The 14,587-nt window shown below is 47.1% G+C and carries 10 protein-coding genes; 1 reads left to right on the top strand and 9 read right to left on the bottom strand.

Annotated elements, in window-relative coordinates; all coding sequences use genetic code 11:
- Positions 1 to 87: 87 nt before the first annotated feature.
- The gene (gene xthA / locus ACJB0T_RS10235) at positions 88 to 894 is read right to left on the bottom strand and encodes an exodeoxyribonuclease III (protein ID WP_479290685.1); all 807 of its coding nucleotides are present in this window, start codon (positions 892 to 894) and stop codon (positions 88 to 90) included.
- A gap of 201 nt (positions 895 to 1,095) precedes the next feature.
- Here xthA and ACJB0T_RS10230 point away from each other — a divergent pair, with 201 nt between their 5' ends.
- Entirely contained in the window at positions 1,096 to 3,213 is a 2,118-nt protein-coding gene (locus tag ACJB0T_RS10230) for a methyl-accepting chemotaxis protein (RefSeq protein ID WP_479290684.1), read from the top strand.
- A 125-nt stretch (positions 3,214 to 3,338) separates the two neighbouring features.
- Here the strand turns inward: ACJB0T_RS10230 and ACJB0T_RS10225 are convergent, their stop codons facing one another.
- The 8 genes from ACJB0T_RS10225 to ACJB0T_RS10190 form a co-directional block, all read right to left on the bottom strand.
- On the bottom strand, positions 3,339 to 6,473 hold the full coding sequence (locus ACJB0T_RS10225; protein ID WP_479290683.1) for an efflux RND transporter permease subunit: 3,135 nt from the start codon (positions 6,471 to 6,473) through the stop codon (positions 3,339 to 3,341).
- A gap of 3 nt (positions 6,474 to 6,476) precedes the next feature.
- A complete protein-coding gene (locus ACJB0T_RS10220) occupies positions 6,477 to 7,628 on the bottom strand; it encodes an efflux RND transporter periplasmic adaptor subunit (protein ID WP_479290682.1) in 1,152 nt (383 codons plus the stop codon).
- 539 nt (positions 7,629 to 8,167) lie between these two features.
- Positions 8,168 to 9,142 (bottom strand): alpha-L-glutamate ligase-like protein, encoded by a 975-nt coding sequence (locus ACJB0T_RS10215; RefSeq protein WP_479290681.1) that lies wholly within the window; start codon positions 9,140 to 9,142, stop codon positions 8,168 to 8,170.
- 3 nt (positions 9,143 to 9,145) lie between these two features.
- A complete protein-coding gene (locus ACJB0T_RS10210) occupies positions 9,146 to 10,651 on the bottom strand; it encodes an inactive transglutaminase family protein (protein WP_479290680.1) in 1,506 nt (501 codons plus the stop codon).
- Between the two features lie 55 nt (positions 10,652 to 10,706).
- Positions 10,707 to 11,441: an ATP-dependent zinc protease family protein gene (locus ACJB0T_RS10205; RefSeq protein WP_479290679.1), complete on the bottom strand. Its 735-nt coding sequence runs from the start codon at positions 11,439 to 11,441 to the stop codon at positions 10,707 to 10,709.
- A 156-nt stretch (positions 11,442 to 11,597) separates the two neighbouring features.
- The gene (gene cmoB, locus ACJB0T_RS10200; protein ID WP_479290678.1) at positions 11,598 to 12,575 is read right to left on the bottom strand and encodes a tRNA 5-methoxyuridine(34)/uridine 5-oxyacetic acid(34) synthase CmoB; all 978 of its coding nucleotides are present in this window, start codon (positions 12,573 to 12,575) and stop codon (positions 11,598 to 11,600) included.
- A gap of 71 nt (positions 12,576 to 12,646) precedes the next feature.
- Entirely contained in the window at positions 12,647 to 13,375 is a 729-nt protein-coding gene (cmoA, locus tag ACJB0T_RS10195; protein ID WP_479290677.1) for a carboxy-S-adenosyl-L-methionine synthase CmoA, read from the bottom strand.
- Between the two features lie 118 nt (positions 13,376 to 13,493).
- Positions 13,494 to 14,372 carry a DUF72 domain-containing protein gene (locus ACJB0T_RS10190; protein WP_479290676.1) on the bottom strand — a complete coding sequence of 293 codons (879 nt, stop codon included), beginning with the start codon at positions 14,370 to 14,372 and terminating at the stop codon, positions 13,494 to 13,496.
- Positions 14,373 to 14,587 lie beyond the last annotated feature (215 nt).

The following is a 14,587-nucleotide window of genomic DNA, read 5'->3' as shown; positions in this document are numbered from 1 at the left end:
AAAGAGTCAGCGTTAAGACAAAAGAAAGGGGGCGATATCATTGGATATCGCCCCCTTTATATTTTCTTTATTCGGCTTAACGGCAAATTACGAGAAGGTAGACCAAATCGGTGCGTGATCAGACGGCTTCTCAATGCCGCGTAGCTCGTAATCGATGTCTGCTTCCACACACTTTGCAGCGAGACTTGGCGTTGCTAAAACCACGTCAATGCGCAGGCCGCGATTGTCATCAAAGCCACGAGAGCGGTAATCAAACCATGAGTATTTGTCATCTGCATTTGGGTGGAGCTGACGGAATGTATCTACAAAGCCCCAATCAAGTAGTGTTTTTAGCCACTCACGCTCTTCCGGTTGGAATGAACACTTGCCTGTTTTCAGCCAGCGCTTACGGTTAGGTTCACCGATACCAATATCAAGGTCGATTGGGCTGATGTTAATATCACCCATCACGATGACTTGCTCATCGTTGTTGTGGTACTCGTTCAAGTACTTCATAAGATCTTGGTAGAACTCACGCTTGTATGGGTATTTCGTTTCGTGAGCGATGTTATCGCCTTGAGGGAAATAGCCGTTAAGCACGGTTACCTTTTCGCCGTTATCATCTTCAAACGTCGCCATGATCATACGTTTCTGGTGGTCTTCGTTGTCGGTTGGAAAACCTTTTTGCACCGAAAGGGGCTCTTTCTTGCAAAGCATGGCTACACCGTAGTGTGCTTTTTGACCGTGAAAGTAAACTTTGTAGCCCATCTCTTCAACGGCTTCGACTGGGAAGGCTTCATCGTGAACTTTGATTTCCTGAAGACCGATGACATCTGGCTGATGCTTGTCAATTAAGGCTTGCAGTTGATGCAGTCTTGCTCGCAGACCATTGATATTAAAGCTGATGACTTTCATTTCTCACTAATCCTGTGACTTTTTAAATCGAAAGCAAAATACTAGCATTCTGGCTCAAACACATCCATCGAATTACTCTAGAGACAGCAATATCTAGGTTGAGCTAAAGATGTAAAAATGCTGTAATAAAACGCTTAATAAATAAGACCTTCGGTCGATACAAAAACAATACATGCTCCCCGTTTGCAAAAAGGATGTACTATGCGAACTCTTTCCGTGCAGTGGAAAATCACGGTACTAGCAGGCCTATGCTTGCTGTTCACCTCCATCGCCTTAATTGGCTTTTCACTTTATAACGCCGTCAATAGCCAGCAGTCGATCCAGGCGATGAGCTCACAGTCAGTTTCTGAGAAATCTCAGGCTCTGCTTGAAGCGCAAGCAGAGATTAACGCTCGCGAGGTTAAAGCCTACTTCGATGAAGCGGTTTATCGTGCCGAGATGCTGATTGCCAATGCCAAGTTTCAAAAGTTCAACGCTGAAGAGAACTTCTTGCCAAGTGAAGACTTGCGAATTGCACTGGATGAGATGGTACGTCAGGCCGTGATTCAGTTTCCTTCCATACAAGGTGCGTACTTGGTATTTAAGCCAAATCAACTCGACGGCGAGGACAGCAACTATGAGGGAGCCGACTACGTAGGTTCAAACGAAATCGGTCAATTTGCGCCGTACTGGCAAATTGCTGCAACGGGTGAAAACGCAGTTCGTACGGTGTTAACCAAACAGATTCAAAACGCGATGGAAAATGCCGAGCGTTTTTATTGCCCACTAGCAAGTGGCGCCGCGTGTGTGAGCACACCAAGGCTGACGCAAGTTGGAGAAGCTCAGCACCTGACTTCTTCTTTGTCGTTACCTATTGAAGTTGATAGCCAAGTGATTGGCTTTTTAGGTATTGATTTACAGCTAACACAGCTGGCGAAAACGGTGCTTGATTCGGATTCAAGCCTGTTTAACGGCAGTGGACATGTCAACATTATCAGCTTGGATGAAAGCGTCATTGCCAGTGACAATACGGATGTCGCAGTAGGCTCACGTTATCAAAGTCAGGTACTAAGCGCCGATCAAATTACTGACCTAATGTTTGGTGAGCAAGCTGAGACGTTGTGGAGTGCAGATAATCAATGGTTAACCGTGTTTAGCCCGGTGAGTATTGCCAACCAAACTTGGGGTGTATTCTTTGATATGCCACGTGAGAGTGTGCTCCAAGATGCGATTACGCTCGACAGTATTATTTCTCAGCAGTTAAGTGATGGCATTGTATTTGAGGTTATAGTGGGGGCAGGCTTCGTCTTCGTTGGCTTAATTATTATTAGTGTGATGTCTTCGCGTCTGGTGAAACCGATTCGCGAAGTGGTGACTCGTCTTGAGGATATTGCCAGCGGTGAAGGTGATCTTACCCAACGTTTGGACGTGAAATCACAAGACGAAATTGGCCAGCTAGCGAAACAATTCAATGCGTTTCTAGCCAAACTGCAAACCACAATCCAGCAAGTGGCGGTGACTACAGAGAAAATCAGTGGCACTGCTGAATCAGCGAATCAAACCGCTATCGCAACAAGAGAGAGCAGCGAAGCTCAGTTCCGCGAAGTCGACTTGGTCGCAACCGCCTCAGAAGAGATGACGCAAACAGCTGCGCTGGTGGTTCAAAATGCGGAAGTGGCGGTAGAAGCGGCTTCCACGGCGAATGAGTCAGCAAGCCAAGGTCAAGAAGTGGCGGAGCTGTCAGCGAGCGAAATGGTTCGTTTGGTTGAGCAAATGAAAGTGACTGTGCCAGTCGTGGAAGAGCTTGCTAAAAATAATGCGAATATCACCGAGATTTTGGCGGTGATTGAAGGCATTTCTGAACAAACCAACTTGCTTGCACTGAATGCGGCTATTGAAGCTGCACGTGCTGGTGAGCAGGGTCGTGGTTTTGCAGTTGTTGCTGATGAGGTTCGTAGCCTTGCAAGCCGCACCCAAGACTCGGTAGGCGAAATTCAGCAAGTCATCGAGCGCGTTCAAAAAGGCACGGCAGATGTGGTTGCTGCGATGCAAGAGAGCTCCAACCTCGCTGACTCAACATCGAATCATGTTCAGCAAGCGGTATCCGCACTGAGCCGAATTTTCGAGTCGATCTCTGCCATCAACGACATGAACTCACAAATCGTTCGCGCTGCGGAAGAGCAGCAATCGGTATCGAGTGAGGTGAACCAGAACGTGAGTAACATTCGAGATTTGAGCGCTAAGATCCTTGAAAACGCCGGGGAAGCCGAAAAGGTTGGACAAGAGATCAATTCGCTGTCGGATACACAGCAATCACTGATGAATCAGTTCAAAGTGTAAATACAGCCTGTGACAGGATAATCTGTCTCGTCCTAAAATAATCAAAACACAAAAGGCGCACTTCTTTAGGAGTGCGCCTTTTTCATGATTGAGGGTAGGAGGTGTCGTCAATCAGCGTGTTGTGGTTATGCCGCTTTCTCGCCTGCGATGTTTACTTTGCCAAATCGCTCACGCATACGCTGTAGCATGACCCAAACAACAGGCACAACCAAGCAGCCCAATACTGTTGCAGCCAGCATGCCGCCAAAAGTACTGTAGCCCACCGCACGACGCGCACCGTCACCGGCACCGGTCGCAATCACCAAAGGTACGACACCTAAAATGAATGAGAAGGCTGTCATCAATACCGCACGAAAACGCAGTTTAGTGGCAGAAACGGCAGCATCGATAATCGATAGCCCCTGAGTTTCACGCAGTTCTTTAGCAAATTCGACTATCAATATCGCGTTTCGACTTGCCATACCCACCATGAGCACTAAGCCAACTTGAGTGTAGATATTGATATCACCACCCATGATCCAAGTGTGGAATAGAGCGCCAAATACGGCGGTTGGTACACATAAAATAATCGCGAGTGGCGTCACCCATGACTCATACTGCGCCACCAAGAATAAGAACGTAAACAGCATCGCCATACCAAACATAATTGGCGCAGCGTTACCCGCCTTTTGCTCTTGATAGGTTAAGCCGGACCAATCGTACTTGTAACCACTTGGTAATGAGCTATCGGCAATACTCGCCATTGCGGCAACCGCCTGACCCGAGCTGTATCCCGGTGCTGCGACACCGTTAATCATCAATGAGCTATAGAGGTTAAAACGCTCTACCGCTTCTGCACCGAGCACATTTTTAATCTCGATAAGCGAGTTGAGCGGCACCATCTTTCCATCGTTTGAGCGTACGTAATAGCTCGAAATGTCACTGCGGTCTGATCGGCTTTGGGCTTCAGACTGCAAAAACACTTTGTAGTTACGACCAAACTCAGTGAAATCGTTCACATACAAGCCACCCAGATAGGTTTGCAGTGTCATGTAGACCGATTGTAAATCCACATTGGTCGATTTGATTTTGTCACGCTTAAGCTTTACTTCAACCTGTGGCGTGTTAGCGCGGAACATGGTGTAAGTAAACTCAATGGCTGGGTGCGCCATCGCTTTCGCCATTAATTCATCGCCGACAGCGGCGAGCTCTGCAGGGGAGCGGCCTAACGTATCTTCAAGGCGCATTTCGAAGCCAGAGTTCATACCAAGTGCCGGAATCGGCGGCGCGAAGAAGCTGATGATATCGGCATTCTTGATTTGGTTGAGCTTGTCTTGTACTCGACCCATGATAGCTTTCATGTGCAAGTTGGCATCAGTACGCTGAGACCAGTGTTCGAGATTCACGATCATCATTGCAGAGTTCGAAGCCGCTGCATTGCCAAGCAAGCTAAAGCCTGGTGCAGATACCACACTCGAAACGCCTTCCTCTTCAAGCACCATATCAATGGCATTGCGGGTGATTTGCTCGGTACGTGCCAGTGAAGCGGCTTGAGGCAGCTCAATATTGACAAAAAAGTTGCCGGAGTCCTCATCAGGTAAGAAGCCGCTTGGCATCTTATAACCCATAAGCACAATGGCAATAATCATTACGCCAAAGCCAATCATACTAAGCGTGAGTCGCTTAATCATCAGCGTGACGCTGTTACCAAGCCCAGCCGTTGCCTTATCTAAATATTTGTTGAAGGCTTGCAACCATTTGCCCGGTTTAGGACCACCGGGACGCATTAGAATAGCGGCAAGCGCTGGCGTCAATGTAAGAGCGTTGACAGTAGAAATAGCAATCGAGACCGAAAGGGTAATACCAAACTGCTGATAAAGCTGCCCTGTCAGTCCAGGCATCATAGTCACAGGACCAAATACTGCGAACAGTACTAAGGCAGAAGCAAGAATAGGCCCCGTCACTTCTTGCATCGCTTTGATGGTGGCATCCATGGCAGAAAGTTCTTCTTCCGCCATCAAACGCTCAACGTTTTCTACGACGATGATCGCTGCATCCACCACAGCACCAATAGAAAGTACTAAACCCAGCAGTGTTAGCATGTTCATTGACATGCCCATTGCCTGCATCACCGCAAAGGTTGCGATGACCGAGACAGGGATGGCAATGACTGGGATGATGGTCGTACGCCAGTCTTGAAGGAAAATGTAGGTCACGGCGGTTACCAAGATGATGGCAATCACAAGTGTTTCCATGACTTCGGCGATAGAGACTTTAACAAACTCAGTTTGGTTGTAAGGAATTTGGTAGTCGATGCCTTGTGGGAAGCGAGATTTCAGCTCTTCCATTTTGGCGTAAATACCTTCCGATATCTCGAGTGCGTTGGCGCCAGGCGCTTGATAAATCGCGAGTAAGGCGGCGTCCGATTGGTCATACATGGCTTTAACAATGTACTGCTGTGAGCCAAGCTCAACGCGGCCAAGGTCAGAGATACGAACCAGCTTACCTGCTGTATCGGCTTTGACGACGATATCCTCAAACTGTTGTTTATGACGAAGTCGGCCTTCTGTACGTACTACCATTTGGAATGGTGATGTCTGCGTTGCGTAAGGCGCAGCGCCAACGCTACCGGCAGGGCGAATCACGTTTTGCTCACCAATCGCACTGGCGACATCTTCTGGCACAATGCTAAGACTTGCCATTTTAAGTGGGTCAAGCCAAATACGCATCGCGTATTCCATATCACCAATGTTGCGAACCTTAGATACGCCATTAACACGCGCCAGCTCGTCTTTGATGTTCATGTTGGCGTAGTTGTTGAGGAACAAACCATCTTTGGATTGGTCGGGTGAGTGCACCATTACAGCCATCATGATGTTGGATGCGGTCTTTTCAACTTTAACGCCTGAGCGTTTTACTTCTTCAGGTAGCTTTGCCATAGCGCGGTTAACGCGGTTTTGAACTAAGATTTGCGCTTTGTCGGCATCAAAGCCTACTTCGAACGCAACCGTAAGAATGTAGTTCCCGTCGCTGGCAGACTTAGAGCGCATGTAAATCATGCCCTCTACACCGTTTACCTCTTTCTCAATTTCGGTCGCGACTGTGTCGCGCAGCACTTCGGCGTTTGCGCCAGTAAATTCGGTGGAGACTTCGATCTCCGGCGGTGCAACGTTCGGGTATTGTTCAACCGGAGCCTTGAGCAGCGCAATTAGACCAATGATGGTCATGATGATGCTAAGCACAATGGCAAACTTTGGACGACGAATGAAATATTCAACCATGCGTTAGCCCTCAGTTTTTTCTTTAGCCACAGCACGGCTATCAGTATTCGTTGAACTGATCGATACGCTTGAACCAGGTTTTACTTTTTGCAAACCTTCGCTCACGACCTGCTCTCCTACTTCAATACCAGACTCCACTAGGAAAACCGTGTCTAGTTGCTGGTACCACTGGATATAGCGCTTTTCGATAAGGTTTTTGCTATCGACAACATAAACAAAGTGACCACCTTGATCGAACTGAACCGACTCGCTTGGCACAGACAGCGGCGTGAGTGAATCATCGACGACTTCAATAGTGACGTATTGGCCTGGCAGTAGCAGCAAATCAGGGTTCGGGAAGTTAAGGCGAACCGTGATGGTGCCTGTTTCTACATCCACGCGATTATCGACGAAACCAACTTGACCAAGGTATGGATAGGTCGCACCGTTCGAGAGTTTCAAGTGCACTTCAAAGTCGCTGGCGTGTTTTTCATCAAGTAGCATGGCTTCTTGGAACTCAGCAAGACCCGAGGTCTCGTTCACTGCGATATTCACCCAGGTGGTATCGAGCTTGACCACTGTCGTGAGTGGTTGGCCCTCTGGCGTCACAATGTCACCAATGCTGTAACTTGAGTTGCTGACGCGGCCATCGATAGGGCTGTAAATCTTGGTCCAGTTTAGCTCAAGCTCCGCTTTATCAAACTCAGATTTAGCAATCTCATAAGCAGCAATAGACGTGGTTTCTTCTAGCTCGACCTCTTCGAACTCAAGAGGAGAGAGGGAGCCTTCTTTGTGAAGCTTGGCGGCCCTTTGCTGTGTGCGCTGCGCCTGTAACATTTTCGCTTTTGTTTTAGCAAGCTCGGCTTTAGCGGCATTCAAGCGCACTTGAAATGGCAGTGGGTCGAGTTCGTATAAAAGCTCACCTTTTTCCACGTCCGCACCTTCCGCGACCGCTTTAGTGATCAATCGACCTGAAACCAAAGGGCGAATTTGTACATCTTCAGGAGCACGAGTTCGGCCTACATATTCAGTCGTCGGAAACACCTCGCTGTGAGTGACTGCGACAGTGCTGACTTCAACAGAAGACGGGGGTAAATCGGTATTTTGTTCAGCACCACATCCAGAAAGAAAAAGAAGTGAAAGCGAGAGGGCAGTGCTTATTGCGGTTTTGGTCATAAAGATCTCCGATGTGCAAACTGGGTCGGTAAAAAGGGCCCGTTAGACGATCGCCGCATTCGGCCATATCTCCCACAGTTTGCGAAACAGTGATGGTTTTATTGCATCATTTAGGCGCGAGCATCCTAGACGCAAAGACCTAAACCGCTGAGTGAAATGATGCAAATATCAATTTATATAGAAATAGCATCACGATACGGATGTTAAAGAGATGCGCTGTGCAAAAAGTGGATGGCCTTAAGTTAAGTGACTGAATTTAAGGGGTAATGTTGCGGTGCGGGTCGGTTTTATAAAAGCCATAATTGAAGTGGTGAATGTGATAGGGTTTGGTATTTTTTATTTATTTTTCTAACTTACTGAATTTATTAGCTTATGTGGAATTTTGAAGGGTTTGGATTTGTTTTGAGGCGGTAAAGGGAAAGTGTGAGCTCGATCGTTTGGCTTTAGAAGTGTGTAAGGTTTTTGAGAGCGCTTTATGAAAAAAATAAAGCGCCCATTGTCACGAGCGCTTTGTTCATGTCTTACATTGGTGAGTGAAACTACGCTTGTTCGCCGTGACCGAACATTTTTGCAGCGTACTCGACACGTTCTTCTGGACTAGGATACTCAAATGGATTTGGCGTTCCTAATGACTCGATATGTTGCAGCCTTGGCAATATACCGCAACCATTAGCAATTTGAATTGCAAGTCCCGGACGTGCATTGAGCTCAAGGACCATTGGGCCTTCTTCTTTATCCAGAACCATGTCCGTTCCCATATAACCCAGTCCCGTCATTTCATAGGCACTAGAGGCGAGTGTGAGAAGTCGTTCCCAGTGAGGAACAGCAAGTGTCGCCAGCTCTTTGCCGGTATCTGGGTGATGGGTGATAGGGCGGTCAAACTGTACCGCTCGTACTGCTTTACCGGTGGCAATGTCGATACCAACACCGACAGCGCCTTGGTGAAGGTTCGCTTTACCGTCAGAAGCTGAAGTAGACAAGCGCATCATCGCCATCACAGGGTAGCCCTGGAATACAATAATACGTACGTCTGGCACGCCTTCATAACTAAAACCATCGAAGCAGTCATCAAACTTAATTAGGTTTTCAACGACGGCTACGTCGTTTTTACCGCCAAGTGAAAATAGACCCGCAAGAGTGTTACTGATATGACGTTCAACATCTTCTTTGTTAATTGTCGCACCAGACGGCTTGGTGTAAACGCCATCCTTGTGGCTCACAACCACTAAAATGCCCTTACCGCCACTGCCTTGCGCTGGCTTAATAACAAAGCCTGGCCAATCTTTAACCATAGCGTGGATGCGTTTCGCTTCCGCTTGGTTATTAACGACGCCGATAAGAGCTGGCGTCGTCGCACCAGCTTTCTCTGCAATGATTTTAGTTTTTAACTTGTCATCCACTAGTGGATACTTCGAGCGGTCGTTGTACTTACCAATGTAACCGTGGTTACGCTGGTTCATACCCATGATACCGCGGTCACGAAGCTTAAAAGGACTGGTTAGCTTTCCAAGCATAGATTAGTCCTCCGTCAGTGGCTTAAAGCGACGTAGTTCAGTGAGTCGGTAACCTGTGTAAGTACCTAGTAACAAGATACCGCCGAGGATAACCAGCTGCAGACCGATAAAGTTAAACGTTAGGTGTTGAACATAAGGGTTTGTCATTGCTAGGTAGACAAGAACGGCCGTTAATAGCGAGCCACCACCTTGCAGTACCACTTCCTTCGCACCTTCTTCTTCCCAAAGGATAGACATACGTTCGATTGTCCAAGAAAGGATAATCATAGGGAAGAAGGTAATGGATAGACCTTCTGTCAGCCCGATCTTAAATGCGACAACCGTAAACACTGAGATAATCAATATTACCGTGATAATTACCGCGGAGATCCGGGCGACCAACAGCAGATTGAGTTTGGATAGATAGCTACGAATCACCAGACCCGTACCAACAATCAATAGGAAACCCACAATACCGGTTACTAGCTGAGTTTGCACGAACGCTACCGCAATCAGTACTGGCATGAAGGTACCAGAGGTTTTTAAACCAATAAGAATACGTAGGAATACGACAATCAGTGCGCCAATTGGAATTAGCATGATGGTCTTAAACATCGCTTGCTCTTCAAGAGGCAGGCTGTGAATCGAGAAGTTCAATAGACCGTCAGCGTCCACTTTACTGTCGGTCGCTTCTTGTGGAGACACCTCTTGAGCAATCATAGTGAAGTGAACTTTACTGTCTTTACCGCCAACTACATCAAGTAGCGATACGTTAGATTCGTCCCAAACAAGCAGATTGGCCTGTTTTTTACCTTCTGCAGATTCTGGAGAGAAGATTTGCCATTTAGCACCGTCCCACACACTCAGCATTTGCTGAATGGATTGACGTCGACGACCATCTTCCAGTTCGATAACACCCACAACCTTGCTTGGTACTTCAGCAAACGCTAGCAGTTTTGCCGCGGCCTGAAGCTTAGTCATGTTGTTAAGAATAAGTGCCGAGTTTTGGCTGTCACCATCGTTTAGTGCTTTGATAAGTTCACGTGTGAAGGTGATGTTGTCAGACGAGCGAGATTGAGCGCGATCCATCAGGGCAACGGCTGCCGCTTCTTCCGGACCATCAAAGGTTGGCTTAATTATGTCTTCCGCTGGAGGGGTAGAGCTTGCCAGCGCTTGGTCGTCTACAAGAAATTGGGTTTTGTAGTAGATGGTTTGCGGACCTTGCGCCTCGCGGATTGACCACTCAGCACGTCGACCTGCATCAGAATCGACATAAGAGACACCGTAACCTGGAGAAGAAGCGGATTCACCAATCAATGTGAATCCTTCTTGTGTGTAGGGTGCTGCGAGTGAAACCTTAGCCGGTTTACCAATCGCATTAAACTCTACACGAGCCTCAATGTCCCAAACTTGGCGAGCTTCGCCTGGAGTCCATGGTACGCCATAGGTATCGTGTCTGATGACACTGAGCGCGATACCAGCTGCAATGAGTAATCCTACAGATAGGAAAAATGGAATACGTGAAGTCATAAACAACCTTATTATTGTAATTGCTTCCCTGAAGGAGGTGTTATTTTAAAGAAAACTACTTGTTAGATGAAAGTATATATTGCTGACTTACATCAACTAAAGCAATATCTTTAATAAATTCTCTACCTAGTAATATAGGGTGGGTCATTTGTGAGCGATCTGCCAGTGTAAATTGTGCTTTTTCATGGATTTTTCCAACACGGATCCAAAGTTCAACCACGGCTCTACGTTCCATTTTATCACTGGTTGACTGACGAATTTTCACATGCCGAATTACTGGTGCTTCTATCCAGCGATCGTTTTCTTTGCTCGATTTGTCATCAAGAAGTTTAAATTTCACCCACTGCTTACCATCCCTTTCGAATGCTTGAATATCCGATGCGCTGAGTGAAGAAGTCACTGCGCCAGTATCCACACGCGCATCAAAACTGCGGTCGAGGATATCAAGGTGGACTTGTTCAACGGAGCCTAAAACAACAGGAGTAGCAGAGGAGGCTTTAGGAGCGAGAATTGGCAGCGGCTTGTTTTGCTTTTCTGATTGCTCTTCGCCAAGTTGTGCTTGCTTCAAAGCTTCGACTTCTTTAGCGAGTGCGATGACTTCGGTTTCTAAGCTATCAATGTAGTCAGCGTTGTTGCTTAACTGCAGCGTAAGGTTAGTCAGTTTGTTGTCGAGGCGCGCTTCAGATTCTTGAATTGCGCTGATGGTGTTTTGATGAAGTTCTTGGTGATTGACTGTAGAACAACCTGAAAGTAGGCCGATGGCGACAAGAGGTGCCAAGCGTTTATACATCTTAAACCCTAAAAAACAATAAAATGGAACTGGAAGGTTTGGGATTTTATCGTAACCAATAGGGAGTGCGATACTCCCTATTGTCAGAGCTGCGTCAGACTTATAAAAGCTCGGTCAAAGTTGCTGTATTTGGCAACAATTTCTCATCGATTGAGATTATTTGCTTGGGTTTTCAGCCACTAACACTGCGCGTCTAGGTGCTGGATACCCTTCGACGGTTTTGCTTGGGTCGTTAGGATCTAAGTATTCAGGCAGTGAATTATGTGTCATCCAACCTGTAGTACGCTGCTCGTCCGTAGAGGTCACGTTTTCATCTACAATACGCACATTCACAAAGCCAACTTTTTCCAACCAAACTTTTAGCGCGCGCGCGGATGGAAAGAAGTACACATTGCGCATTTGTGCGTAGCGATCTACAGGGACAAGCACGGCATTTTCATCGCCCTCGATAACCAAGGTCTCTAGTACTAGCTCGCCGCCTGCTACCAACTGGTTCTTCAATTGGATCAAATGATCAAGCGGAGAACGGCGGTGGTACAAAACACCCATGCTGAATACCGTATCAAAGGCTTGAAGTTCCGGAAGCTGCTCGATACCTAATGGTAAAAGGTGTGCGCGCTGATCGCCGCCCATCAGTTTACGAATCGCTTCAAACTGCACTAGGAATAGATGCGAAGGGTCGATACCAACACAAAGACGCGCACCTTCACCTAGCATGCGCCACATGTGATAGCCATTGCCGCAGCCCACATCCAATACTGAACGGTTTTTTAGTGGAGAAATGTGCGGTAATACGCGATCCCATTTCCAGTCAGAGCGCCATTCGGTGTCGATATGAATATCGTGAACGCGATATGGGCCTTTACGCCATGGGTGGAAGGTGCGCAGTAGGTTTTCTAGCTTCTTCATTTCACCCATCGCGAGCGGTTCATTGTTCGCGAGTGACACTTCGGATTTCAGTTCAACATTCTCAGGCTGACCAGTTGTAATTTTCGCGAGTGCGCGCAACCAGCGGTCAAAATCACCATGCTCGGCATTCTGCCAGTCGGTGAGTTGCTGTGGCAGGATGTTAAGCCAAGGCTGAAGTTTGGTATCTTGAGCAATGAGCTGATAAAAGTTAGCAAAGTTAAACATGAAACTCTCAACAATAATGGGTGACAATAGCTAGGGTAAAAATAGAGTGCAGGTTATTTATAGGCTGCAGATTACTTAATGGCGAACATAGAGCCGAAGTTAAAGCATTGGAACCAGACTTCGTAGCTAGTAAAGCCAATCTCTTTAAAGCGCTCTTTGTGCAATGTGATTGAATCAGGACGCATCACATTTTCAATTGCACTGCGTTTTTGGCTAATTTCCAGCTCGCTATAGCCGTTAGCGCGTTTGAAGTCGTGATGCAGGTCGATAAGTAGCTCATTTGAGTTCTCATCTTCAAACACGTACTTCTCAGACAGAATCAAAATGCCGCCCGGGCGCAAACCAGCGTAGATCTTTTCAAGCAGCGTACGGCGATCGTCTGGCGATAGAAACTGTAGGGTAAAGTTAAGTACCACAACAGAGGCATCTTTGATTTCAATATCGCGAATGTCAGCCTCGACGACAGTCACAGGCGTGTCTGAGCGATAGGCGTTGACGTGCAACTTACAGCGCTCAACCATTGCTGATGAATTATCGACGGCAATGATCTGACAGCCTTCCTGGCTGATATTACGACGCATAGATAGCGTAGCCGCGCCAAGTGAACAACCCAAATCGTAAATAGTAGAGTGTGGCTTAGCAAAACGCTCTGCCAGCATACCAATTGCAGAAATAATGTTGCTGTAGCCAGGTACGCTACGCTGGATCATATCTGGAAAGACTTCTGCTACTCGCTCATCAAAGGTGAAATCACCAATTCTGTCGATAGGAGCAGAGAAAATGGTGTCTTTATTCTGCATGTTAAGATTCCCCATTGCCGATTCGGACGGACGCAATAAAAAAGGCGCGCATTTTACGTCATTTCACGCGAAATGTCATTATTGCTTTCAAAGCCAATGTCGTTGGGTAGTTGAGCGGCTAAAACATCGATATTTGATGGTCATCGCGAAGACAAGGAAAGGTCGGTTTGTCCTTTAAAATCATGTTGCCAGCCAGCGATGCTTTGAGCGCTTTATATAGCTTGAACGCCAGCTCCGGCGCTTCCACATTGTCAGGTGTGTGGATCATTAAATAGGGCTGCTTACCTTGTTCAATCCACTGCGCTAGCTTCTTCTCCCAAGGTTTAAAAAACGCCAAGTTGGCTTCTATATTCGGGTGGCCAATAAAGCGGATCATTGGATGATCCGCGGTGGCAATAGCATGCACAGGTACTTTGGGCTTTTTGTCGTGTGCATCAATGACCGCGGCAGTTGTAGGAGCCGCGGCAAAAACAGGGCGAGAATCCATGATAATGCGGTCGATATGATGCTCCATGAGCCATTGATTGAAGATTCGCTCTTCCTCAGACTTGTTGAAAAAGCCCAAATGCCTCACTTCAACCCCTAGTTTCATCTCAGACGGAAACTTGGCGCAGAACGCTTGAAGGGCAGGGAGATCAGCAGGTGAAAACTTGCTCGGCAACTGAATTGTCCACATGCCCACTTTGTGGTGCAAAGGTGCCATTACTTGCAAGAAGGCCATGAGTTCGTCTTGGCATTGATTGAGCATTCGCTCATGGGTAATCGCTTTCGGAAGTTTAAACGTAAATCGAAAGTCATCAGAGGTAGAATCGTTCCAACTGGCGACGGTCTTAGCGCTGGGTGTGGCGTAAAAGGTTGTGTTGCCCTCGACCGTATCAAAGACAGAGGCGTATCGCGCTAAGCGCTCCCCGGGCTTGGTGCCTTTTCCGTAGAAAGAGTGCTGCCAGTCATTGTGAGACCACATGGTCAATCCAAGTCGCAATGTCGGTTCACTCATTTCTCATCCTTTCAATTCAACAAATAAATGCAAGTCAGCAAAAGCCGATAAGGAATAGGATTTGTTGATATTTTGTCCGTTTCAAGTGTTCTTGCTTAGCAACAGGCAATTAAACACAACAATTCTATCAAATTAGGTCGATTTTAGACGATTTTCCGAGTATAAATGAACCTTTGATTTTGTGGGTGGATTTAGTATTGGCGACTTTTCATGCC

The organism is Vibrio sp. CB1-5, from assembly GCF_059412285.1.
The sequence above is the reverse complement of the archived record's forward strand: the minus strand, read 5'-3'. Positions and strand labels throughout refer to the sequence as shown.